The following is a 23,726-nucleotide window of genomic DNA, read 5'->3' on the forward strand; positions in this document are numbered from 1 at the left end:
TTTTGCCTTAGACTTCCTTCAGATTCCGTCTCACGACGGACACCCTTGTCCTCAGCTCATGGTTCCGACTACTACGGCCCATAGCGGACTTTCACCGCCTAGCTAATACCCATGCCGGGCGCACAAATAATAGGGAGCAGAAATTTTCTCCTCCCTAATTTTATATACGAATTTTTGGTTATTTTGTACTTTTTTCTTTATTAGTATTTTTTAGCATAAATGCTAATACTAGACCAATCAATTCAGTAATAATCATGCCGATAAATACCAAATGATAGCCGTGAAGGGAAGCAACTTGCGCCGAACTTCCCCGTTGAAGTGCATTTGAAGTAGCAACCGTTAAGATCAGTGTTGAAATAGTAACACCCGCGGATCCGAGAACTTGCCGGACAGTTGTTATTACGGCTGTTCCGTGGGGTACTAATTCATCAGGCAAGGCATTTGCTCCCAGTGTGACAGCTGGCATCATTACAAAGGCATTTCCCCCTTCAATCACCATTGCGCAAAGGATCATTCCCAATAAGCTGAGATGATTAAGGACGATTAATCCAGCAACCCAGCCAATGATAATCATAAACATTCCCACCAGCATTGTCGGTTTAAACCCAATTTTATCAGCCAATTTTCCTGACAAAGGGTTCAAGATACTAAGAAAAGCAGCTCCAGGTACTAAGGCCATCCCAGAAACAAATGGACTAACTTTTAACACTCCCTGATAATAAAGGGGGAAAATAATTGTCGTTACAATTAAGGCAATATATGAAATCGACGTTAAAAGAATTGCTAAATCATAATTAAAAGTCTTCAATACCCGTAATTCCAATAGCGGGTGCTTGAGATGAAGCTGTCGAATACAGAACCAGATAACCGCAATAAGACTAACGATAAAGATCCCTGCATTTATTCCCCATGCAGGATTCTTTTTTCCGGTTTGGTCAACAACGTACATAATCCCAATTAATCCAACTAGTAAGATTACTGATAGCCAATCAAGGTTTGTTTCATGCCGCTCCATTACATCTTGGATCAGTCCGCTAGCAGCCATTAAAATAATTACCGAAATGACAAGCATGAACAGGATAAAAAGGCTCTTCCAGCTAAAGAATTTTAGAACAATTCCTGAAACAATCGGTCCACAAGCAAGGGCGGATCCCATTACCAAACCGGCAATTCCCATTGTTGAACCCCGCTCTTCTTTAGGCGTAATCTCAAGCAAAACAGTTTGATATGATGGGAATAGTACTCCAACGGCAAATGCCTCCATGGCCCGTCCGATCATCATAAACCAGAAGCCATTAATTCCCCAAGACGCGGGGGTTAAGACAATCATCAATGATCCAATATCAAATAATCCCAGTGCTCCAATGAACATTGTCTTAAAACTCATATTATTGAGCATCCACGGGCTAATTGGCATGCTGACACACATTACGAGCATAAAACCAGTTGTCAGCCATTGAACGGTTGATGCTGAAATTCCAAAAGCATTCATTAAGGTTGGATAGGCAGTTGACAACGATGATTGACTAATTGACATCGTAAAGGTACCAACTAGTAAAGTAAAAATAAACCAAAAGCGACTATAGCTTTTTCCATTACGTGCGATACTTTGATCCATATCATTCTCTCCCTCTTTAGAATAATTATTATCTGACCGTTAATTATTATATGTTTTGAATTAGTGAATGTAAATGTTATAATGTCAATAGATTATAATTATTTTAAGAAAGGGGACGACATTATGGCAGAAGCAGAATTTGATCGAGCTCTTGACCATCTCCGTGAAAACAAGGTTCGTCTTACTCCCCAGCGGAAAACTATCTTAAATTACTTAATCAATCATCATACTCATCCAAGTGTCGAAATGATTTATGATGACCTTAAAGACACAGTTGCCAATATCAGCATGGCAACTGTTTATAATACTCTAAAACTCTTCGTTGATTATAATCTCGTAATTGAGCTAAAAAATGGAGACGGCAGTACCCACTTTGACTATTTCGGTCACCCGCATTATCATGTCGTCTGCGATAATTGTGGTAAGATTTCTGATGTTTTTGATGAACATTTTACTGCAATCACGAAAGAATTAACAGTTATGACTCATGAAAAGACTGGCTATCTAGTTACAGGAAATAACATCGAAGTCCATGGCATTTGTCCCGAGTGTCAACGTAAATTACATTTGAATCGTTAGTAAAAAATTCCCCGAAAACTCGGGGAATTTTTTATGCTTTCTTTTGCGTTAACGAAACAACGGCAAGGATTGCAAACCAAGCTAATGTTAGTATAAGCGCAATTAAAGTTTGTTTCTCCATACATAAAACAATTAGCACAATAAAAAGAAAAACTAAAATAACATAGTCAGTAAAGGGTGCGCCTGGCATCTTGAAAGTCCTCGATTGCGGATGCTGACGAATATATTTTAAATGCGCTAAGATGATAGCAGCCCACACAAAGAGAAAACTCGTGGTAGCAATACTGGAAACAAAAGTAAAAACTCCTTCTGGCATTACTAAGTTTAAGATAGCGGCAATTCCAATAACAACTGCAGAAATAATAACCGCTGTTGCAGGCACCGACCGCTTAGATAAGCGACTAATCTTACGGATAACAGGCCGGTGAGCAGTAGAGGTTAACTCGGCCAACATCCGACCAGTTGTATATAGAGAACTATTACAAGCAGAAGCCGCAGCAGTAATTACTACAAAATTAACGATACTAGCAGCCCCCGGTAGACCGATGTCGCGAAAAACAAGGACAAACGGACTATTGCTTGGTGAAAGTTTACTCCACGGATAAATGCACATAATGACAGCCAAAGCACCGATATAAAAGAGCATAATTCGAACAGGAATGCCATTAATTGCCTTAGGAATAACAACTTTAGGATTCTCTGCCTCAGCGGCTGTCACTCCTACCATTTCAATTCCAACAAAGGCAAATACCACCATTTGAAAAGAAAGCATGAAGCCCTTTGTCCCGGTAGCAAAAAAGCCCCCATCATTAACTAAATTAGCAGGAGTAGCGAGATAGCCGCTTGCCGAATGAAAATGAAGTAAAACTAAAATGACACCAACGGCAATTAAAATAACAATTGCCAAAATTTTAATAAGAGCAAACCAAAATTCGAGTTCACCAAACGTACTAACAGTCATTAAATTTAATCCCAGTAAAATTAGGAGAGTTACTAATCCAGGTAACCATTGCGGAACTTGAGGAAACCATAGTTGAAAATATAATCCAACGGCGGTAACTTCGGCCATCGCCAATGCTAGCCAACACGCCCAATAAGCCCAACCCATTATAAAACTCACGCGATTACCAAGATAATTACGAATCGCATCCATAAATGAATGGTAATGTAAATCGGAAAGAAGTAACTCCCCTAAGGCCCGCATAATTCCAAAACAAATAATTCCAGTAATTAAATATGCTAAAAGGATTGCTGGACCAGCAGCGTGAATTGCCTTTCCCGATCCAAGAAATAATCCTGTCCCAATCGTTCCGCCAAGCGCCATTAATTGAATATGACGGTTTTTAAGTTTACGTGTAAATTCTTGTTTTTCTGCCATGATCCTCTCTCTTCCTCAATAATTGAAGTTTTATTAATCCTAGTTAGGTTTACTAGTCATTACTAAAAAAATCAACTATGATATATAACATTGAAAACCTATTGTATACCATTTTTCGTAGAAGGAGAAATTACATTGTACGCATTAGTTCACTGGATCCCATTTTTTATTTATTTTTTTGCAGGATCTGTCCTCGTTACCCATAATCACCTTTGGGAAAAATTTCCTAACTTCAGCCAGCATATTACAATTGCAACCTTTTTTATCTATTTAACTGCTATCGACTGGCTTTGTCTAACCCCTTCAATGTTTAATTTTAGTTCTGCTAATAAACTTTTATTTTATTTTCACGGGATACCATTTAATATCATTCCCCTCCAAGGACTCAGCGAAGAATTTTTCTTAAACATTGTGATGACCTTGCCACTAGGAGTTTATCTTTATTTAATTAATCACCAAATGCCCTTCAGTCGTGCTATTCTCTACGGCTTTTTCTTCAGCTTATTTATCGAGTGTAACCAATTTGTTTGCGACCTTCTTTTCCATATTGGAAGGGTTGCCGATGTGGATGATTTGATTAGCAATACCATCGGAACTACAATTGGTTTTGCAGTAATGATCATACTTGATCAAACGATTTTTCATCAAGTTATTAAACAATTTATGCTAGTAGGTGGAAAATCTGATAAACTGAATAACTGAGGTGGTAAAAGATGATTACAAATGAACAAAGAGCGCATGATATTGCTCTTACCTTACTACAATCCCGAGCAAAAGATCTAAAGCCAATTGAAGCATATCATGAATATGTCAATTCATTATTACCAATCTTAAAGGAGATTGATAAGGATTTTCCCAACGGTATTAAAGAGCACCTTTAATTTCCCGGGAAATTACGACAAAAGCCGAAAGAAAAAGAACTTTTCTTCCGGCTTTTACTATTTCATCCTATATGTATTATACTACCTTGTTGAGATTTCCTTTCTTCTTGTTTTATCAACCCATTTGAACTATGATATTAATGATTTTACTTTTAGGGAGGTTTTTCAATGTTTGAAGAAACTAAAAAGGGCTTTGACTGGTTTAGCTTAATTATTGGAGTCTTATTTATCATTGCCGGAATTGCATCATTCACGCGGCCAGATAAAACCCTTCACTTCTTAGCCATTGTTGCCGGAATTGCTTTTATTTTCCGCGGAATTTATGAATTATGGTTCCGTCAACGAATCGGTCGAATCTTAGGAGAATCCTCAGGTTGGTTAATTTTTTCTGCAATTTTAGATATTATTTTAGGAATTATTTTCCTTTTCCAACCAAGCTTTGGGGTACTCTTCATTGCTATCATCTTCGCTATCTGGTTTATCCTTGATTCTATCACTGAATTGATTAGTGCCAAGTTTTTCAAGGAATTCCATCGAGGATACTACTGGTTCATTGTGATTCTGGCAATTTTGAGCTTGGTATTAGGAGTTATTCTTTTATTTAGCCCATTACTATCCGCTATTACAGTGGTATGGTTAGTTTCAACATTCTTGATTGTTTTCGGAATCATGAAACTTATTCAAGCATTTTAACGTATACCTTATATTAAAAGAGATCATTTTTGCTGATCTCTTTTAATTTTACGAATATTTTGAATTATAAGCCTTGTTCCGTCATCAAATATTAGGTGGTGAGCATGGTGATCAATTCGTTTTAATTGCCCCGTGTATTCTTCATAAAAACCAGTCTTACCATTAAAGAATTCAACTTTTATTAGCGGATGTGATCGGCCCCGTTCAATCATAGCAAGTTGGACTCTAATTCGATGCCTCATCTCAGCTGTGGGATAAGTTTTATGACCGTATTTTCCCCCTACCTTTGCTAATAATTGATGGTAGCCGGTCAAGGCAGCAAAAGGAGAAAATTGAGCAGCGCGATCTTCGTTAGTCATTGGCGTATGAGATTGAGAAACATGCCGAGGGGTGTTGATAATATCACGGTACTTTGAGGTATCACTAAACAAGCTTTTTTCTATTTTCAGCAAATCTTCATTTTCCATTATGCTTGGTGCCCTCCAATCTGATTATTTCTTTCCAAAAGAGTAGCACCTTTTTTCAAATCCGCCGCTCGAATAATGGCGTTTTTACCGTACTCATTTTGCAAATCAAGGACAAGCTTTTGTAGCTTTTGATCCTTTTCTTGAACCTTGGAACGATTCTTATGTTTTTTCGTTGAGTCCGTAAATAAATCTAGCTGCTCATTATAATTCGCCAATCTGGCAAGCCGTGGTGAGAGAAGGTGGTTCGCTATTACCGTAATTTTACGAGCTGTCAATCGCCGGTCAAGGTCCGAATCACATAACTTCATAAATGCCTTCATCAATTCTGTACCAGATGAAGTCGGTAAGGAAAGATTAGCCTTTCCATGCATTGGCTTTGGCGCCTGGCGTCCATAGAAGTCTGTCACTAATGGTCCTTGGTAATCCTCCGATATATTAGAAACATCATAGGCGACCCTTAAAGCTACTTGATCAGTTACTAAGTTCTGCTTGGTTAACTGGAGAGCTAATGAATTAACCATCTCTTGAATCACTAACCGGGTTTCTGTAAAGTTATAAGGTCGAGACAACACCTGCCCAGAATACACCCCATGATCTGATGAATGATAATTTTTGATATCTTTAATGGTGGCTGACTCATATCCCCACGCATGGTCAATAATGATTTCCGCATTTTTTCCAAATTCGCGGTATAATACTTCTTCATTCATTGGATCAGATAACTTTCCCAAAGAACAACGAGCAATATCTCCCATTGTATGAAGACCTAGTTTTTTTAGTCGTCGCGCGTATCCAGGACCAATTCGCCAAAAGTCTGTTAGTGGCTGGTGCGCCCAAAGGTAACGGCGGAAAGTATGTTCATTCATCTGTGCAATCCGGACCCCGTCTTTATCCCCTGGAATCCGTTTAGCTACTATATCCATCGCTACTTTCGCTAAGAAAAGATTGGTTCCAATTCCTGCAGTTGCAGTAATCTGGGTCTCTGCTTTGATTGTTTGGATGATTTCCTTAGCTAAAGAACGGGCACTAGCCTGATATTCATTAAGATAATCAGTAATATCCATCATTACCTCATCAATAGAATAAACATGGATCTTTTCTGGTGGTAAATAGCGTAAATAAATTTCATAGATGGCGGCACTTTTTTCAAGATAAAAATTCATTCGTGGGCGCGCAATCCTATAACCAATTTTAAGTTCCGGTGATTTTAATAGTTCATCCCGGTAGATTGAAACAACTGGTGATAATCGCTGGTGAGACATTTCTTTGGCACGACGATTATTTAAATACGCTACCCGTTGTTCCACCTCATACAATCGCGGGCGACCAGCAATGCCAAACCTTTTCAAAGCTGGTGAGACGGCGAGACAAATAGTCTTACTAGTTCGCGATTCATCGGCAACTACGAGGTTAGCGTTTAAAGGATCGAGCCCACACTCAGTACATTCGACCGAGGCATAGAATGATTTTAAATCGATTGCCATATATGTTCGCCCCATCATGAGAATACCTCCATCGCTTCAGTAAATACTATTATATCTTTAAACAAACATATGTTCAAGAAACGGATGAAAAATAAAGGGTTGCAGAAAGTAATTTTCCACAACTCTTTACTCAGCTTAATTTAATTATTCAATATCAATATGGTTTTCGTCGTCATCTGTCTCATCCATCTTAGGAAGAGTAATTGTCAAAACACCATTCTTATATTGAGCTTTAATATCCTTCTTATTTACATCTGGCAAACGATATTGCCGACTCATTTGGCCATACCGACGTTCAGAATGCAGAACATTGCCATCCTTATCACCATCATCATCAAAGGTATCCCGATGACCAGTAACTGTCAAAATATCATTGGCATAATTAATGTGAATATCCTTCTTATCAAATCCAGGCATGTCAATCTTTACGGTATAATTTTTGTCATCTTCTGTAACATCTGTCTTCATGTGATCAGCAACCGGAGTTAGGTTAGAGAAGAAATCATCGTTCATCCAGTTACGCATGTTCATCAAACTATCAAATAAATTATTACGGTTTTGTAATTCATTAGCCATAAAGAATGCTTCCTTTCTTTCTTATTCATCGTCTATGTTAAACGCTTTCAACTAAAATGCAACTAATATGCTAGGGACCATTGACTAAAAAGAATATAATGGAAGTAGGAAAATAGAAAGGAGCCGCGCAAGATGAAAAAAGTCACAATCAATAATGTTTCAATGCCCGCAATTGGAATCGGAACATGGAATATGGGAAATTCTCTCGTCAATCGGTCCACAGAAATTAAAGCCATTCAAACTGCAATTGACGCTGGCGCACAAGCTATTGATACTGCGGAAATGTATGGCGATGGTCGTTCTGAAGCGCTTGTCGCTGAGGCCATCAAACCATATAGTCGGGAAAAGCTATTCTTAATTGATAAAGTTCTTCCTTCAAATGCCAGCAAGACAAAACTTGAGCATAGTTTAGACCAAAGTTTAGCTGCCGTAGGAACAGACTATTTTGACCTTTACCTTTTACACTGGCGAGGTGGGATTCCGTTAGCAGAAACAGTCAACGAATTAGAGAGAGTTAAAAAGGCAGGAAAGATTAAAGCATGGGGAGTCTCAAACTTCGACGTCAGTGATCTTGAAGAATTATGGCGCCTTAAAAATGGCACTGATTGCGTTGCTAATGAGGATCTCTATAATCTCGATAGTCGGGGAATTGAATTTGACCTTCTTCCCTTAATGAAACAACATCAGCTCCCATTAATAGCTTATTCCCCACTTGCACAGGGTGACAGCCTATCTGGAAAGTTAACCAACAATCCGCTACTAAAAGAAATTGCTGCAAATCACCATGCAACTGTCAGCCAGATTATGCTTGCGTGGGTCTTAAGAATTGGAAATGTCCTTGCTATTCCAAAGAGCAGCAGCCCAAAACATGCTGAAGAAAATGTTGCAGCTGCTAATATCGAACTAGGTGATGATGAATTACTTGCTTTACAAAAAGAATTCCCATCACCAACTAAAAAAGTACCCCTTGCAGTAATTTAAGAGTTGTAATGGGACGTAATAAAGCTAAAAAACGAACTACAATTTTGCAGTTCGATTTTTTATATATTTTTAAAGTAAGGAAACTAATAATTAATTTTCTTGATTAGCCTTTACCGGGTGATAGCGATGAAGACGTTGAGATCCTACATCGATTTCTGCTGGATTACCTTTGTGACCCGGCTTAATCTCAACAAGGCCTAACTTAATCGCCCCCACAGGACAAACAAGTGCACAAAGTTGACAACCGACACACTTACTCTTATCAAAAACTGGTTGCCGTTTTTCATCATCCCAAGTTAATGCTTGGTGAGCACCATCTTGACATGAGATAAAGCAACGTCCACAACCGATACACTTATCCCAATCAATCTTAGGGTAAACCTTGTAATTTCGGTCAAGTTGGTTAGTAGGAATAATATTCTTATTAGCTAAGCCGACAAGATCTTGAAGGTGGTCTACATGCTGTTCTTCCATGTAATGCATTAAACCATTAGTAAGATCATCAATGATCCGATAACCATATTCCATGATCGCAGTTGTAACTTGGAGAGTGGTAGCACCTAAAAGAATAAATTCAGCAGCATCTTCCCAGGTCTCAATTCCCCCAATTCCAGAAATCGGTAGTTGTTCAAGGCCAGCTGCTGACCGTAATTGTTGTAAGAAACGTAAAGCAATTGGTTTAACAGCTTTCCCAGATAATCCAGAAACAGAAGATTTACCATCAATATTTGGTAAACCAACCTTCTTCTTCAAATCAACATCAACAATTGATTTAACCGTATTGATTGCGGAAAAGCCATCTGCCCCTCCTTCTAGACATGCCTTTACAACTGGAACCATCGTCGTAATATTTGGTGTCATCTTCGCAAGGACTGGAAGGCTAGTCCCACGTTTAACAGCTTCACAATTCTTCTTACATAATTCTGGATTAGTTCCTACATCAGATCCCATGGTATGAGAAGTCATCTGCGGACAAGAGAAGTTTAGTTCAATCATATCAGCCCCAGCCTCAGTTACTAACTTGGCCAGGTTGGTCCAATCTTCCAAGGTCTCACCCATAATTGAAGCAATCAAAACTTTATTGGGATATTCTTCTTTTAACCGTCGCATATCAGCCAAGTCCTGCTCCAACGGGTGTTCTGATAATTGTTCCATATTCTTAAAGGCAACAAAATGCATGTCTTCCTTGGCTAATTCATCGAACCGGGGAGAAACTTCATCAATCTTAAAGTGTGTTGGTGATAAAGTCTTATATACGATACCGCCCCAACCAGCATCATATGCATTCTTACACATTTCGTAACAGTTCCCAACAGGTGAGGACGACAAGCAAAATGGATTTTCAAAATGAACGCCTAAAAAGTCTACAGATAAATCTTTTTTAATCATTTTCTTGTCCTCCTAACAACCGGTCTATTTCTTCTGCTACTTCTTTTCCTTTCTGTACTGCTACCACAACGGTTTTATCTCCGGCAACAATATCACCAGTCGCAAAGACTTTAGGATCTTTTGTCCGGAATCGTGGTTCACGAAATGGGATTTCATTATGTTGTAAGTCAATGTCGAGTCCTTCTGCATTCGCTTTTTGACCAACTGCTAAAATGATCTTATCAGCAGTAATAGTTAATTCACTCTTAATCTTCCGGTGAGTAAAGGTAGCACGATTCTGATGAACTTCTTTTGGTACGTAACCATCAACAATTGTTACACCTGCTTCTTGAGCACCGGCAAGTTCTTTTTTTAGAAGCCTTAAATTCATCAAACTGCTCATAAACAACATCGGTGACATAAGGGACGTTAAGCTTCTTTAAGGTTGTTACAACATCCATTGCAACATCCCCACCACCAATAACCAGAACATTTTGCGGAAGATCTTCTAAATTGCCCTTGCTTTCTTTTGCCCGGGCTAAAAATGAGATTGCTGATTCGGTACAGATATTGTGTTCAAACATTGGCAGCATCTTTGCTTCACTTGTCCCAATAGCAACAATTACTGCATTGTAACGAGCTTTAAGATCATCCATTGAAATATCTTTACCGACAGTTGTGTTATAGATAATGTGCGCACCAAGGTCGACAATTCGTTGAACTTCATAATCCACAATTTCTTCCGGCAACCGGTACTCAGGGATTCCATAGGTTAAGTAACCGCCAGCCTTAGCAGCTTTTTCATAGATATCAACTGCATAGCCTTTTTCGCGGAGAGTCGTAGCTGCCTGTAAACCTGATGGACCACTACCAATGATGGCAATACTCATCCCGTTTGGCTTACCAGCTTTAAGGATCTTCATATTCATCTTTCGCTCCATATCAGTGACATACCGTTGAATCCCACCGATATCAATTGGTCCATCGATTTTAGCCCGAGTACATGCCTTTTCACAGTAACGTTCAGTTGGACAAACACGCGCACAGATTGATCCTAATGCATTGTTTTCCCGAATCGTTTCAGCTGCCCCTTTGACATTACGAAAAAGAACGCTTCGAATAAATTTGGCCGGATTAGTATGTGCTGGACAGGCTTGTGAACATGGTGCATCATGACATAATAAACATCGTGCAGCTTCCTGCATTACGGTTGTCATCGTGTAACCTTTCGACTCTGTTTCATACTTTGAAGTCATTAGACACCCTCCTCTAAGTTGTGACTCTTTGACAATTTTGTGATAAACGTAACTTTATATATAAATAATATTATATAAACGTTTTCAATATAAGTAAGAGATCCCCTTAATATATTGACCTTTTTATTCTTAAAGTTGATATTATTGTATATACAATATGAATATTTTTATTTAACATCCACAAAAGTTTTTGTATCAAAAATCACAAAAAGAGTCTTATTACTTAATGAAAAATCAAATTCCTTGTACAATTATTACAGAGACACGGTTTGGTTAAATTGAAAGAAGGATTAACATGAAATTTATTTCTTGGAGTGTCAATGGCTTGAAGTCAGCCATTAATCATGGATTTGTCGAAGATTTTAAGCGCCAAGATGCTGACTTCTTCTGTCTACAACGTACACGATTGGATAAAGGCGAAGAACCGCTTCAAATTCCTAATTATTACCAATACTGGAATTATGCGGAAAAGAAGGGCTATTCTGGTACCGCCATTTTCACTAAATATAAGCCAGAAAACGTTATATACGGAATGAATAATTCAATTTTTGATAAAGAAGGGCGACTAATCACGCTCGAATATCCAAACTTCTATTTGATTGATGTATACGTCCCAGTTTCAGGTGAAAAGCTGCAACATCTTGATTATCGTCTTGACTGGGATCGCGCTTTTCTTGATTATGTTACTAATTTGCAAAGTAGTAAGCCAGTAATCATTGGTGGTGATATGAGCGTTGCCTATCAACCAATTGACCTAGCAGAACCAACAGAAGATCATCATAAAGCCGGCTTTACAAAACAAGAACGAGCTGATTTTGGTAAATTACTTGATGCTGGCTTGACGGATACTTTCCGTTATCTTCATCCTAACTTGCATGGTGCATATACCTGGTGGAGTTATCGTTATGACGCACGGGAACGAAATGTTGGTTGGCGCCTCGACTACTTTTTAGTTTCTGATGTATGGAAAGAACGAATTGAAGAAGCCAAGATTCTCTCAGATGTTAAAGGCTCAAGTCACTGTCCAATTGAACTTGTTGCGAATGTTGAATTATAGGAAAACCAAGCTGAATTTTATAATATTTAAACGAAAAGAGGTTGGAAAACTAAAATTTTTCCAACCTCTTTTATCGTATGTTTGAAATTTGTTGATTATCTATTTTATTAAATCTTATTTTAGTACCAACCGTGTGATTGCCAGAATGATTGAGCAGCACTCCAGGAACCGTAACGGCTAGCTACGTATTGATCAGCTACTCGTTCTTGGTTAGCTTCTGAGTAGTCACCATTTAAGTATGATGCTGACAATTGGTACTTACCAATGTATTGACCATTCCGTGCACTGTAGCTACCACCTGATTCGCGAGCTGCGATCCAGGCCTTGGCAGCAGCATCATTTCCAGCTACATTTGAGTTATAGCTAGTTGATGCTTGAGCACTAGATTGTTGTTGTACATTTTGTGTTTGTGGAGTTTGTACTTGTTGTTGAGCAACTGGTACTTGTTGGTTTCGTTGTGCTTGATTTTCAGCAGGTATAGCTTGGGTATCTGCTTGTGGTGCAACATTTGCGGCTGGTAAAGTAGCAACTTCTTCTTGAGTAGCTGGTGCAACTTCACCATCATCCTTGATTACTAATTGTTGACCAACGTAAATCAAGTTCTTATCAGCAATATTATTATTGTTTGCTAATGTATCTACAAAAGTTAGATCGTGACCTAATTTGTAAGAAATCCCAGAAAGGGTGTCACCTGCTTGCACCGTGTAAATACTGTCGGCGTTTGCAGTCGTTGCAGTAGCTACTGTCCCTAATGCAACTGCACCAGTAATCGCTGCTGTAATCTTGGCTACTTTCTTAGATAACTTCATTATAAATTCAATCCATCCTTTTCTCTTAATTAATCAAATAACTCATTTCAACGATAACTACTATACAGGATTAGGGTTACGAGCGGGTTACTAGGACTTATCAAATTTCGTTATTTCTGTAATTTTTTGTAACAAACGTTCGCTGATTTTTTTATAGTCGTTTAAACGTTGATTTAATCGCTTTTGAGTGACTTGTAAAATTATAACTAGAATTATCTCATGCAAAAATTATTCAAAAAAACTGCTCATTTTTTTCTTGACGACACAAAAATCGCCCTGTAACAGACTGTTTGTTACAGGGCAATGACAAAGTTGTCTTAATCGTAATCTTAATTATTCATCAAAACATCAAGCAATTCTTGAGCTGATTCTTTCAAAGCATCCTTTGACTTGTCATTACCAAGGTGAGTAAAGATTTCTCCAACGTATACATCTTGGTCAAATAGCTTTGTAAAGACCTTGTCAATAATTGGCTTAGTTAATTTTGGTTCTTGAACTGGACCAAATGGGTTAGCAAAGAATGTTTTGCTCATTCCAACTTCATCAGTTGTTCCAAGAGCCTTCCGTTGTCCAGCAATAAATACTTTTTCTGCTTCTTCCTTTGTATCAAAACGATGAATACCAACTTCATCACTATAATTGTTAGCGTATAGCCACATATCAATATGGTGATGTTTGATTACGTTTTCGTAGGTATCAGCAGGAATAATAACCCGGGCATTCTTTTGTTCAGGATTAAGGTAAACACCACGGTCCATGTTATTGAAGGCCACGGCACTACTCAAATCATCAAGACGAACAAAGGCACCAGTTTCTGTTCCTTGAGCATATACCCCTGGTTCACCATCAGTAAGGGTAAAGCTTCCCATGTCGTCAAAAATTGTTTCCATGCTGACAATCTTATCGTCAGCTAATTCTTGCAATGCTTCAATTGATTCTGACTTCCCGGCACCTGAATCACCGAAGAAAACAACATTCTTTTCTTTACCATTAGTAAATTTAATCTTCAACATGGACCCGTGAATTGGCAAGCGACCATTGTAAATTTGATGAAGGTTATGAAGAGTTAAGCACATCTTCTTCATGTAACCAAAGTAAGTAGTCTTATCTGTGTAAGGAACTTCACCAACCCACAAATCATTCTTTTCGTCACGATAGTAATGAGAAACCATGCCTTCTGTTTCTTTTAGACCGAAAAGAAGAATCATATCAGGTTTTTGCTCCTTAATCTCATCAGGTGATGCAATTTCAAATAAGTTTGAAAGAGCAATTCCGTTTACCAAGTAATCAACATTGAAGTAAATGAAGGCTAAACTTTCACCAATCTTGGCTGGGTAACAATACCACTTACCACGTTCGCCATGGAAACGTTCGATTGGATTATCTTTTACTTCAGAAAAGACGCCTTCCCGTTTGTTACTCTTAGTGTGCATCATCATTGGTGGACGAAGCATCACTGTATTAATAAAATCAATATCCTTTAGTTCTTCATAACCAGCTGGAATCTTCCAATCTTGTTGTTGAACTAAAATGGTTGCGTTAGTTGCCGCATTAACTTGCCGGTATGTCCGGTTTTCAAAACCTTGAAGCTTTTCCTCGAGAATCCGATATGCCTTTCGTACCAAGTCATTAAATTGAGTATCAATAGTCCGGAATTCGTTACCGATAATCTTATTATCACTAAGATTAATTACTGATACCCGTAATAGTGAACGATAGTATGAGTATAATTCTTCAACACTCTCAAGAATATCTTTAGGGTCATATTCATCAAATGCACTATCATCATCAAAAAGAACTTTCTTTAAGATATCAACAAACTTGTTAACAGTGGCATTATCAAAAGCATCATCATCATTATCAGGGTTACGTGAAGCTAAATACAGACGAACAATTCCCTTTACTTCATCACTATTAATTAATGATGGAATATCAGTAAAGTAATTTTGACTATAGTTTAACATTGCAACACCGCGGTCAGGATTTACATATAATGATTTTGTATCAATAATCTGACTCTCTTTTGACATGGATCTCATCCTTTCATCACTTGAATAACTCTATTATAATATATTTTTTAAGATTAGGATGAAAATAATATTAACTTTTTTTCATTTTACTAAAAAAGAGGAAATCATCCCTTTATTGAGACAATTTCCTACTTTAACAATTAATTATTAAATTTTAGTACCAACCATGTGATTGCCAGAATGATTGAGCGGCACTCCAAGAGCCATAACGGTTAGTTACGTATTGATCAGCTACACGTTCTTGGTTAGCTTCTGAATAGTCACCGTTTAAGTATGATGATGACAATTGGTACTTACCAACGTATTGGCCGTTACGTGCACTGTAACTACCACCAGATTCACGGGCAGCAATCCAAGCCTTAGCCGCAGCATCATTACCACTTACACTTGAGCTGTAGTTTGAGCTAGTAGCTTGAGTTTGTACTGGCGCACTGTAGCTTTGTTGAGCAGCAGAAGCAGTTGATTGTTGTGGTGCTACTGATTGTACTGGCGCTTGTTGTTGCACAGGTGCTTGAGATTGTACTGGAGCCTGTGATTGAGCAGGTGCAGAAACTGGTGTAGCTGATGATTGTACTTGACTTGTTGCTACAGGAGCCTGGCTAGCAACTACTGGAGCTTGGCTAGGTTGTTGACTTTCAACGCTAGCTGATGCTGGAGCTTGAGATGCTTCCGGTAAGGTAGCAGCTTGTTGAGCAGTTGCTTGGGTTACTTCACCGTCATCTTTAATTACTAACTTTTGACCAACATAAATTAAGTTCTTATTGGCAATTTGATTAGTTGAAGCTAAAGAGTCAACATAAGTTAAGTCATGACCTAACTTATAGGAAATACTTGATAAGGTATCACCACTTTGCACCGTGTAAACAGAATCAGCATTAGCAGTAGTTGCAGTAGCGAATGTTCCCAAGGCAACAGCACCTGCAACGGCAGCAGTGATTTTCGCGATGTTTTTAGTTAACTTCATAAAGAAAAATCCCATCCTTTTCATAAAATTCTTTTTATTAGTTAGTTATTTATTAGTTTAATTTAGTTTATGTTGTTGAGTCCTCATATCTCTCAACACCTATTACTATACTCCCTCAAAATTACATGCGGATTACTCCGAAATATCAATTCAGTTGATTTTCGTAATACTTTGTAATAAAAATTTTAATAGTTTGTCAAGTAAATTAACCTCGGCCACGTCCTGATGGCAACTTAGGTCTAACTAACTTTTCACCAGAATTAGCCAAAATTTGTAACATAATAATAAATAAGTCGCTGAATTTTTCTTATCAAGAAGAATTTCAACGACTTATTTTTCGTTATTAATGATTTCTTGTAACATTGCTGTAATTAACTTTAAGCTTATTCAGCAGTCATTATTTGTTTTAACCAGTTATCACTATTAGCCAATTCTTTTAATGAATGGATATCTTCGCTAATTGTCAGTGGTTCACCGGCTTTTACTTTAAAAGGTGCTCCAATGACCGTTTCTGGATCCCGATATTGGATAAGAGTGGCAGAAGTTCCCTTACCAAAACCATCGACCATTGCAGTTAAATGCTGTGTTCCGTCTAAGGCAATTACTGGCACCCACTGAGTATTTTGACCATCTAGAAAGCTATAAAGGTCAACAGTCGCTTTAGTTTGTACTTGGCTCGCTACCTCAAACTGCAGGGTTGAACCATGGGCTTGGTATGCATGAATTGCCCGATAGATATTTTTACTAGTTGAGCGATTTGCCTGCCGGTACGTAACGTGCGCGTTAGCTCCGACTAAAATCTCCGTCCCTTCATATGATGGTAATAACGTATCATTAACCATCCGTTCTTCAATTACTACGTTAACTCCCGCGCTGACGACAATAATATTATGGGAGTTAGTAGAATTAAGGTGGGGACCATAAACAATTGGTCGTTCCCGAATAACCTGTGGACGCAAATATATAAACTGCCCACAATCAATATTTGCAAGGTGCATGGCTGCTAACTGGCTCTCCTGCCAAAAGATCGCCTTCTCCATCAAATTTTCTTGTAGTAGTGTTGAGTATTCATTAACCGCTTCTTCAAGAGGCATCGCAGTTAGGCTATCTTCCTGTAAGGAAAGCCACCCCCTGCTCATACCAGTTGTCCCCTTTTGCCAGTGATCCACCCATTCTTCTTGGGTAGGTAAAGTTGGGAAACGTGATTGCAGCAGAACTGCTAGTTGACGTTTTTTCTCTAACCATGCTGGCTCTTGCTTCCAAATTTTTGCCATCGTTTTCTCCTCTAATGAACAAGCTTACCCCAAATAACCACTTTCCCCGTTTGAAGAGATTGCGGAACGTCAATAATTCGTTGGTTAGAACTCCCCCTGAATTGAAGGGTAAGATCTTTTTTAGCCAGCAAGAATCGACCATCGACTAAAATATCGAGGTAGTGCAAAAGTTCAAGTTTATCGCTCGACTCCTTCATCAATTCTTCCCAAGTATAGCCAGACCAAGACCAAATATCCTTTTCATGACCGAATTCTTTCCGGACCCGTTTAACTAACTTCAGACAAACCTGAGTATTAAGGAATGGTTCACCACCTAATAAAGTCAATCCTTGAACATAACTCTGGGAAAGGTCTTCAATAATTTGATCTTCTAAATCCTGAGTGTATGGCTGCCCGTAATGAAAATTCTGCGCTGCCTTGTTATAGCAACCAGGACAATTAAAAAAGCATCCACTAACATATAGACTACACCGGACCCCTTCCCCATCAACAAAATTGAAAGGTTTATAGTCTGCAATATATTGTAGTGAATGATCCTTCGCTAACCATTCTTGTGGTTTAGGGTTACGGGGTAATCGTGTTTCTGCCATTTCATTTTCCTCCTATATAATAAAAGGCCGGTAGCTTTGCGGGCAACTGGCCTTTTGATAATTAATTAAATTTGATCACCAGTAATGTGAGCATGGGCTTTATTATCCATTTGCCGCTGTTGCTCAAATTCAGCTGCATTCTTGATCATTCCAGCATTCATATGTTTAACCCGGTGAATAATTTCCTCATGCCGTCCATGAACCATTGGCCGCTGTTGAGGATTACCAAGATAACCACATGTCCGCTTAACAACATCACAAGTTGCTGGGTCATGGTTTCCACACTGCGGACACTTAAAACCGCGAGCAGTTGCTTCAAATTCACCTTTGAATCCACACTTAAAACACTGATCAATTGAAGTATTCGTTCCAAGATAGCCAACATGATCATATGCCCAGTCCCACACTGCTTCTAAGGCTTTTGGATTTTGGCGTAAGTTGGGGTATTCGCAATAATGAATAAAACCACCAGCCGCATACTTAGGAAAAGCCTCTTCAAATGATAACTTTTCAAATGGTGTCGGATGTTTACGAACATCATAGTGGAAACTATTTGTGTAGTATTCCTTATCTGTTACATCTTCAACCCGACCAAACTTCTTCAAATCATCTTGACAGAATGTATCTGTTAACGATTCAGCAGGAGTGGAATAAAGACTAAAGTGATATCCTTCTTCCTTTTCCCATTCAGCACATAAATCATGCATTGCCTTAGTAATTGCAATCGCAAAGTCATGTGCTTCTTTATTATGCTCCCAATTTGATCCATAGAAAGTCGTACATACTTCATATAAACCAATATAGCCCAGTGAAACGGTCGCCCGACTATTCTTGAAGACTTCATCGACACTATCAGTCCTCTTTAGCCGTTTACCAAATGCTCCATACATATACAGGAGGGGGGCATTTTCTGGCTTGGCTTCTTTAGTGCGTTTAATCCGGTAATCCAAGGCAATCTTACAAACATTCATCTTCTCTTGAAAGATTTCCCAGAAAAGTTGCTTGTCCCCATGAGCCTCCAGGGCAATCCGTGGCAAGTTGACTGTCACTACCCCTAAGTTCATCCGTCCTGAGTTTACTTCTTTACCAGTTTCTGGATCTGTCCATCCCTGTAAGAACGAGCGGCAACCCATTGGTGTCTTAAAACTCCCTGTCAGTTCCTTAATCTTGTCATACATCAAAAGATCTGGATACATCCGCTTCGTTGAACACTCAAGCGCTAGTTGCTTGATATCATAATTAGGGTCTTCAGGGTCAAGATTTAAACCCCGTTTAATAGTAAAAGTTAATTTAGGAAAGATGGCTGTACGATGTTCCTTACCAAGGCCCTTAATCCGGATCATTAAAATAGCCTTTTGGATCTCCCGGGCAATCCAACTTGTTCCTAAGCCAAAGTTAATGGTCGTAAATGGAGTTTGACCTTGACTAGAATAAAGGGTATTAATCTCGTATTCTAAAGCCTGCATTGCATCGTAAATATCCTTTTTTGTCTTCTCACGAGAAAATTCTTCCCGTTTTTCTGGTACTATCCACTCTTCGGCATCCTTCATATGCTTTTCATAATTTAGTTTTGCATATGGTTCCAATAATTGATCAATCCGATTAGCAGAGCATCCCCCATATTGCAGTGAAGCCACGTTAGCAATAATCTGCGACATCTGCGCGGTTGCCGTTTGAATCGAGCGTGGTGAAGAAACCCAAGCATTACCAATCTTAAAGCCATGCTTAAACATCTCATCAAAGTCAATTAAACAACAGTTAGTTTCAGGCGTTACCGGTGAGTAGTCAAGGTCATGCCAGTGAATATCACCACGAAGATGCGCCTTGGCCACAATACCTGGAAGCATCCGTAATCCTAATGCACGACTCACAACCCCTGCTTCAAGGTCACGTTGAGTATTAAAAACATGGCTATCTTTATTAGCATTTTCATGCACAATCCGTGAGTTTCGGTCGAAAAGCTGCTCTAACTTATTTTGGGGATTAGTAGCTTCAGCAAATGCTTCCTCATCATGCTGGCGATAATCACGGTAAACTTTTGCCAATTCTTCATGATTAGCATTGACCAGTCCTTGAACAAAGAGATCTGCAATCTTTTTAGTAGTGACAGTTGTTTGATTAAGCAAGGCATCCAATAAGGTAACATAAACACTGTGGCTAGTCTGCTCATCAGCATTGAGCGCATTTAAAACAAGGTTAATCTTATAGGAATAGAATGGTGTTACTGTTCCATCACGTTTAACTACTTGAACACTTGTTAAACTTTGAAGATCCTTCTTATCAATTATTTGCACTTTCATTTTTATTTCCCCTCTCGTAATTAACGTTATCTATCATAGCTCAAAATACAACTTATAGGAAGTATTGACATTCGAAACACTATATGTTGTGGTCAAATTACTTCTTTAAATATTCTGTTTATATTCTATTCTGATTTACCAGGAATAAAATGAGGATACAAGCAACGACGCTATTTTGCGATTATTGTAAGACCTTTTAAATCATTTATTTTTAAATTCCTATTATCACTGAATAGAATTTTTTATCCCGAAAAGCTTAAATTTGAAAACGCTAAACCTAACTTAATAATCTTAATCAATATACTTAAGATTATTAGTTATTAAAAAAATAACTTACGAGCAGATAGCACGATTTGCTAGACTAATTCTTGTGCAATTTTTAGGGTAAAAGGAGTTTTTATATTTATGGAAAATGCTTTACAAGCGCGTAAGCAAGCAGCGCACCCAGGATTAATGATGGTTAGTATGCTGCTGGGAGCTTTTGTCGGAATGTTTAGTGAGACTTCACTAAACATCGCCTTGCCAAAATTGATGACTGCTTTTCAAGTAAGTACGTCAACAATTCAATGGTTAGTTACTGGATATATGTTAATTATTGGGATTATCTTGCCACTGTCCAGTATTATTACTAAATGGTTTACGACCCGCCAAGTCATTATTTTTGCATTAATTGACTTCATGGTTGGGGCTTGTATTTCTGCCTTAGCGCATAATTTTACTATTTTGTTGATTGGACGAATGATTCAAGGGATCGGAACAGGTTTAATTCTTCCATTAATGTTTGCAGTGGTAATACAAATCTTCCCACCGAAACAAATTGGAGCGGTTCTAGGAATGTGTGCCCTCGTAATTATGTTTGCCCCTGCAATCGGTCCTACTTTAACCGGGCTAATTCTTGCTAAATTATCATGGCAATGGATCTTCTGGTTATTTATTCCGTTTTTATTTATTGCCTTGATTTTTGCTATCACTTCATTAGAAAATGTTGGTGAAATTACTAAGCCGCATGTTGATGTGCTCTCAATTATTGAATCGGCAGTAGGTTGTTCAGGACTAGTTATTGGTGCTAGTTTGGCTAGTGAAGATGGTTGGACTTCACATACAGTTCTTAGTGCGTTAATAATCGGAATTATTGTTTTAATCTTTTACGCCCATCGCCAACTTCATCTGAAAGAACCAATTTTAAACCTTCATATCTTTAAGTATCCGGCCTTCACAATTGGTTCTTCAATCGTGATGCTTGATTTTGGAATTATTCTGTCGACGATGTATCTTTTACCGTTATTCTACCAACGAGGGCTCTTAGTTTCTGTTGCCCTTACTGGATTAGTAATGCTCCCTGGTGGAATTATTAATGCAGCCACTTCTGCAATTGCAGGTCGTCTTTACGACAGCATTGGAGCTAAACGTCCTGTATTAATTGGTTTTATCCTTGCTTTATTTGGCGCTTTGATGTTGGCCTTCACTACATCACATAGTTCACTTCTTTATGTAATCTGTGCCCATATCATTTTAATGATTGGTTGTCCTTTAGCAATGTCTCCTGCACAAACTAATGCTCTAAGCGCGCTCTCTGGATTAGAATCTGGAGATGGCAGTACAATCAATCATGAATACAATGCAACAGGTTATCGGTGCTCTTGCAACAGCCCTAGCTACTAGTTGCTTAGCTTGGGGTAGTTCTTCTATTAGTGAATCTGAAGCTATTCGCTTTACCAATGGTTTCCACTACGGCATTTACTTTGCAATTATCTTAATTGTGGTAGCACTACTCTTATCATTCAAAATTAAAGATCAGAAAGAGTAAAAAAAATCCTCACTACTCATGCAGGTAGTGGGGATTTATTTGGCTCTACGTCAAGTAGTGTTGATACGTAAATATGAATTTTCGTCAATTAAATTGGTCTAGTTAGAATCGTCCATTCGTGACGGTTCTTTTTAGTTATTTTGAATTTGGTGACCAATAATTAAATAAATTCTGGCCTTAAAAGCTGTAAAATAGCGATAGCCACAGACAACACGTTTAATTGTCTTAATTCGATTATTAATTCCTTCTGTTCGACCGTTTGAAAATTTGGTTTCAAAACCACGCTTAATTCCATCCTTATAACGAGTTAAAACACGGCAACGATGAATTGTATAATGATTTACATCAGCTGGGCGAAGTTTAAGCAACTTGAAAAAAGTTGTAAAATCACGTTGATTATAAGCTTGCTTTAAGGATTGAATGAAATTATAAGTAGCACTCAACTCTTGATCGTAGGCTAACATTAAATCTAAAATAGTACCCGAATTAACGACCTGATGAAAATAACGACCTTCATAATATTGCTTAGTGCTTAAGCGTTCACGATCTTGAAGGAATAATCGCCAATAGTGTTTAAGGCGTCGAGCTTGTTTTTGCGCTTGTGGATCCCCTTTTCGCAAACGATTAAAGACGTGAATTCGAACATGGTTCATTGTGTCATTAAGGTGCTTGGCAATATGAAAACGATCATAGATAATTTGAGCACAAGGAAAGACTGTTTTGACTATTTGGTCATAAGCGGCGCTCATATCCATTACTAGATACTTTACTCGGCGTCGAGCATGTTGAGTGAACTGTTGATAATGACTAAATAAACTACGTAATCGGCGATCTTCAAGCAGTTCGAATAGGCGGCTACGATCACCATCAACCGCGATAAAGCTCATTTTCCCTTTAGCACTTCGCATTGACTTAAATTCATCAATACAAAGTGTTTCTGGTAGATAGTTTAGATTTGGCTTGTATTGATCAGCGAGGTCCAAAAGGACTCGCTGAACCGAAGCCTCGCTAATAAATAAATCATGGGCGATGTCTTTAATCGTTTGAATACGGGTAAGACGAAGAATAATTTCTCGCCTTAAATCGGTGCTAATCGTCCGTCCCTTTTCGAATAGATAACTAGTCGCATTAAACGTTGTATGACAGTCAGGACATTGAAAACGTTGAGTATTAACAATTAGCATTAATGGCTGCGCCCTAAACTGTCCATATTTATGCTTAGCCTGATAAAAGCCATATTTTAAGATTTGTCCATGATTAACACCCCCACAGTTGGGACAAGCTCGTGGGGTATAGGAAAGAGTGCAGTAAATTTGTGCTACCCGGACCTTTTTGATTACTTTATATTCCAACCAGTGATGAGGAAAATCTAAATGGGGGTCTGTTAAATTGAGGAGATTGCTTGTATCACTATCCATAGAGGTTACCTTCTTTTCTATGTGATTTGGCGATTTCATTGTATCAAAGGGTGGGCCTCTTTTTTATTTCCTGAAATGTCAATTTAAATTAGAAAAAAGGTGAAAGTTGTTCTTCTGTGACATGACTCAAGAATACTTCTAATGGTGTACGATAATTAAGAGATTTTCGTGGGATATTGTTGCGACGATGCATTAG

At 38.3% G+C, this 23,726-nt stretch carries 19 protein-coding genes and 3 pseudogenes; 7 read left to right on the forward strand and 15 right to left on the reverse strand.

The annotated features are described in order from the left end of the window. Nucleotides 1-178 precede the first annotated feature (178 nt). Complete coding sequence (locus CBG10_RS04775; protein ID WP_019251758.1) at nt 179-1,618, reverse strand: MFS transporter; 1,440 nt, start codon at nt 1,616-1,618, stop codon at nt 179-181. Nucleotides 1,619-1,741: 123 nt separating this feature from the next. Here CBG10_RS04775 and CBG10_RS04780 point away from each other — a divergent pair, with 123 nt between their 5' ends. Further along, nucleotides 1,742-2,197, forward strand: coding sequence for a Fur family transcriptional regulator (locus tag CBG10_RS04780; protein WP_003664217.1), 456 nt, complete (start codon nt 1,742-1,744; stop codon nt 2,195-2,197). Nucleotides 2,198-2,228: 31 nt separating this feature from the next. On the opposite strand, the gene CBG10_RS04785 is transcribed toward CBG10_RS04780, so the two are convergent. Continuing rightward, the gene (locus tag CBG10_RS04785) at nt 2,229-3,575 is read right to left on the reverse strand and encodes an amino acid permease (RefSeq protein ID WP_094511849.1); all 1,347 of its coding nucleotides are present in this window, start codon (nt 3,573-3,575) and stop codon (nt 2,229-2,231) included. Nucleotides 3,576-3,665: 90 nt separating this feature from the next. Here CBG10_RS04785 and CBG10_RS04790 point away from each other — a divergent pair, with 90 nt between their 5' ends. The 3 genes from CBG10_RS04790 (at nt 3,666) to CBG10_RS04795 (ending at nt 5,149) form a co-directional block, all read left to right on the forward strand. Then, nucleotides 3,666-4,277 carry a VanZ family protein gene (locus CBG10_RS04790; protein ID WP_094511851.1) on the forward strand — a complete coding sequence of 204 codons (612 nt, stop codon included), beginning with the start codon at nt 3,666-3,668 and terminating at the stop codon, nt 4,275-4,277. 11 nt (nt 4,278-4,288) lie between these two features. Further along, on the forward strand, nt 4,289-4,456 hold the full coding sequence (locus CBG10_RS11175) for a hypothetical protein (protein ID WP_003664220.1): 168 nt from the start codon (nt 4,289-4,291) through the stop codon (nt 4,454-4,456). A 168-nt stretch (nt 4,457-4,624) separates the two neighbouring features. After that, nucleotides 4,625-5,149 (forward strand): HdeD family acid-resistance protein, encoded by a 525-nt coding sequence (locus CBG10_RS04795; protein ID WP_019251754.1) that lies wholly within the window; start codon nt 4,625-4,627, stop codon nt 5,147-5,149. Nucleotides 5,150-5,172: 23 nt separating this feature from the next. Here the strand turns inward: CBG10_RS04795 and CBG10_RS04800 are convergent, their stop codons facing one another. The 3 genes from CBG10_RS04800 to CBG10_RS04810 all read right to left on the reverse strand — a co-directional run bounded on the left by CBG10_RS04800 (nt 5,173) and on the right by CBG10_RS04810 (nt 7,676). Next, nucleotides 5,173-5,616, reverse strand: coding sequence for a hypothetical protein (locus tag CBG10_RS04800; RefSeq protein ID WP_094511852.1), 444 nt, complete (start codon nt 5,614-5,616; stop codon nt 5,173-5,175). Beyond that, complete coding sequence (locus CBG10_RS04805; protein WP_094511854.1) at nt 5,616-7,118, reverse strand: Y-family DNA polymerase; 1,503 nt, start codon at nt 7,116-7,118, stop codon at nt 5,616-5,618. Before CBG10_RS04805 ends, CBG10_RS04800 begins: the two co-directional genes overlap by 1 nt. A gap of 126 nt (nt 7,119-7,244) precedes the next feature. Further along, nucleotides 7,245-7,676: an Hsp20/alpha crystallin family protein gene (locus CBG10_RS04810; protein WP_003664225.1), complete on the reverse strand. Its 432-nt coding sequence runs from the start codon at nt 7,674-7,676 to the stop codon at nt 7,245-7,247. A gap of 132 nt (nt 7,677-7,808) precedes the next feature. On the opposite strand from CBG10_RS04810, the gene CBG10_RS04815 reads away from it, so the two are divergent. Further along, a complete protein-coding gene (locus CBG10_RS04815) occupies nt 7,809-8,657 on the forward strand; it encodes an aldo/keto reductase (RefSeq protein WP_094507987.1) in 849 nt (282 codons plus the stop codon). 90 nt (nt 8,658-8,747) lie between these two features. Here CBG10_RS04815 and preA read toward each other — a convergent pair whose 3' ends face one another. Then, a complete protein-coding gene (gene preA, locus CBG10_RS04820) occupies nt 8,748-10,046 on the reverse strand; it encodes an NAD-dependent dihydropyrimidine dehydrogenase subunit PreA (protein ID WP_003664227.1) in 1,299 nt (432 codons plus the stop codon). Further along, nucleotides 10,039-11,281, reverse strand: a pseudogene (locus tag CBG10_RS04825) (NAD(P)-dependent oxidoreductase). The gene preA and the pseudogene CBG10_RS04825 overlap by 8 nt, the downstream one beginning before the upstream one ends. A gap of 295 nt (nt 11,282-11,576) precedes the next feature. On the opposite strand from CBG10_RS04825, the gene CBG10_RS04830 reads away from it, so the two are divergent. Then, a complete protein-coding gene (locus tag CBG10_RS04830; protein WP_094502748.1) occupies nt 11,577-12,338 on the forward strand; it encodes an exodeoxyribonuclease III in 762 nt (253 codons plus the stop codon). 119 nt (nt 12,339-12,457) lie between these two features. On the opposite strand, the gene apf (CBG10_RS04835) is transcribed toward CBG10_RS04830, so the two are convergent. The 6 genes from apf (CBG10_RS04835) to nrdD all read right to left on the reverse strand — a co-directional run bounded on the left by apf (CBG10_RS04835) (nt 12,458) and on the right by nrdD (nt 20,305). Beyond that, nucleotides 12,458-13,147, reverse strand: coding sequence for an aggregation-promoting factor (apf, locus tag CBG10_RS04835; RefSeq protein WP_094509377.1), 690 nt, complete (start codon nt 13,145-13,147; stop codon nt 12,458-12,460). A 329-nt stretch (nt 13,148-13,476) separates the two neighbouring features. Further along, nucleotides 13,477-15,177, reverse strand: coding sequence for a phosphoenolpyruvate carboxykinase (ATP) (locus CBG10_RS04840; RefSeq protein WP_094511856.1), 1,701 nt, complete (start codon nt 15,175-15,177; stop codon nt 13,477-13,479). A gap of 154 nt (nt 15,178-15,331) precedes the next feature. After that, the gene (apf, locus tag CBG10_RS04845) at nt 15,332-16,141 is read right to left on the reverse strand and encodes an aggregation-promoting factor (RefSeq protein ID WP_094509381.1); all 810 of its coding nucleotides are present in this window, start codon (nt 16,139-16,141) and stop codon (nt 15,332-15,334) included. A gap of 383 nt (nt 16,142-16,524) precedes the next feature. After that, the gene (locus CBG10_RS04850; RefSeq protein ID WP_094511858.1) at nt 16,525-17,415 is read right to left on the reverse strand and encodes a SufD family Fe-S cluster assembly protein; all 891 of its coding nucleotides are present in this window, start codon (nt 17,413-17,415) and stop codon (nt 16,525-16,527) included. Nucleotides 17,416-17,426: 11 nt separating this feature from the next. After that, complete coding sequence (nrdG, locus tag CBG10_RS04855) at nt 17,427-18,005, reverse strand: anaerobic ribonucleoside-triphosphate reductase activating protein (protein WP_094511859.1); 579 nt, start codon at nt 18,003-18,005, stop codon at nt 17,427-17,429. Nucleotides 18,006-18,070: 65 nt separating this feature from the next. Beyond that, complete coding sequence (gene nrdD, locus CBG10_RS04860) at nt 18,071-20,305, reverse strand: anaerobic ribonucleoside-triphosphate reductase (protein ID WP_094511860.1); 2,235 nt, start codon at nt 20,303-20,305, stop codon at nt 18,071-18,073. A gap of 405 nt (nt 20,306-20,710) precedes the next feature. Between nrdD and CBG10_RS04865 the strand changes: the two are divergent. Continuing rightward, a pseudogene (locus CBG10_RS04865) lies at nt 20,711-22,112 on the forward strand (DHA2 family efflux MFS transporter permease subunit). Between the two features lie 131 nt (nt 22,113-22,243). Here CBG10_RS04865 and CBG10_RS04870 read toward each other — a convergent pair. Next, the gene (locus CBG10_RS04870) at nt 22,244-23,530 is read right to left on the reverse strand and encodes an ISL3 family transposase (protein ID WP_094511862.1); all 1,287 of its coding nucleotides are present in this window, start codon (nt 23,528-23,530) and stop codon (nt 22,244-22,246) included. A gap of 88 nt (nt 23,531-23,618) precedes the next feature. Then, nucleotides 23,619-23,726, reverse strand: a pseudogene (locus CBG10_RS04875) (IS30 family transposase); the annotation flags it as partial.

It is taken from the genome of Limosilactobacillus reuteri, from assembly GCF_002254085.1.
GTDB classification, from domain to species: Bacteria; Bacillota; Bacilli; order Lactobacillales; family Lactobacillaceae; genus Limosilactobacillus; species Limosilactobacillus reuteri_K.

What these genes read in the sequence shown, in the direction of transcription:
- CBG10_RS04775 (WP_019251758.1), bottom strand. Translation starts at nt 1,618, where the DNA reads ATGGATCAAAGTATCGCACGTAATGGAAAAAGCTATAGTCGCTTTTGG.
- CBG10_RS04780 (WP_003664217.1), top strand. Translation starts at nt 1,742, where the DNA reads ATGGCAGAAGCAGAATTTGATCGAGCTCTTGACCATCTCCGTGAAAAC.
- CBG10_RS04785 (WP_094511849.1), bottom strand. Translation starts at nt 3,575, where the DNA reads ATGGCAGAAAAACAAGAATTTACACGTAAACTTAAAAACCGTCATATT.
- CBG10_RS11175 (WP_003664220.1), top strand. Translation starts at nt 4,289, where the DNA reads ATGATTACAAATGAACAAAGAGCGCATGATATTGCTCTTACCTTACTA.
- CBG10_RS04795 (WP_019251754.1), top strand. Translation starts at nt 4,625, where the DNA reads ATGTTTGAAGAAACTAAAAAGGGCTTTGACTGGTTTAGCTTAATTATT.
- CBG10_RS04800 (WP_094511852.1), bottom strand. Translation starts at nt 5,616, where the DNA reads ATGGAAAATGAAGATTTGCTGAAAATAGAAAAAAGCTTGTTTAGTGAT.
- CBG10_RS04805 (WP_094511854.1), bottom strand. Translation starts at nt 7,118, where the DNA reads ATGATGGGGCGAACATATATGGCAATCGATTTAAAATCATTCTATGCC.
- CBG10_RS04810 (WP_003664225.1), bottom strand. Translation starts at nt 7,676, where the DNA reads ATGGCTAATGAATTACAAAACCGTAATAATTTATTTGATAGTTTGATG.
- CBG10_RS04815 (WP_094507987.1), top strand. Translation starts at nt 7,809, where the DNA reads ATGAAAAAAGTCACAATCAATAATGTTTCAATGCCCGCAATTGGAATC.
- preA (WP_003664227.1), bottom strand. Translation starts at nt 10,046, where the DNA reads ATGATTAAAAAAGATTTATCTGTAGACTTTTTAGGCGTTCATTTTGAA.
- CBG10_RS04830 (WP_094502748.1), top strand. Translation starts at nt 11,577, where the DNA reads ATGAAATTTATTTCTTGGAGTGTCAATGGCTTGAAGTCAGCCATTAAT.
- apf (WP_094509377.1), bottom strand. Translation starts at nt 13,147, where the DNA reads ATGAAGTTATCTAAGAAAGTAGCCAAGATTACAGCAGCGATTACTGGT.
- CBG10_RS04840 (WP_094511856.1), bottom strand. Translation starts at nt 15,177, where the DNA reads ATGTCAAAAGAGAGTCAGATTATTGATACAAAATCATTATATGTAAAT.
- apf (WP_094509381.1), bottom strand. Translation starts at nt 16,141, where the DNA reads ATGAAGTTAACTAAAAACATCGCGAAAATCACTGCTGCCGTTGCAGGT.
- CBG10_RS04850 (WP_094511858.1), bottom strand. Translation starts at nt 17,415, where the DNA reads ATGGCAAAAATTTGGAAGCAAGAGCCAGCATGGTTAGAGAAAAAACGT.
- nrdG (WP_094511859.1), bottom strand. Translation starts at nt 18,005, where the DNA reads ATGGCAGAAACACGATTACCCCGTAACCCTAAACCACAAGAATGGTTA.
- nrdD (WP_094511860.1), bottom strand. Translation starts at nt 20,305, where the DNA reads ATGAAAGTGCAAATAATTGATAAGAAGGATCTTCAAAGTTTAACAAGT.
- CBG10_RS04870 (WP_094511862.1), bottom strand. Translation starts at nt 23,530, where the DNA reads ATGGATAGTGATACAAGCAATCTCCTCAATTTAACAGACCCCCATTTA.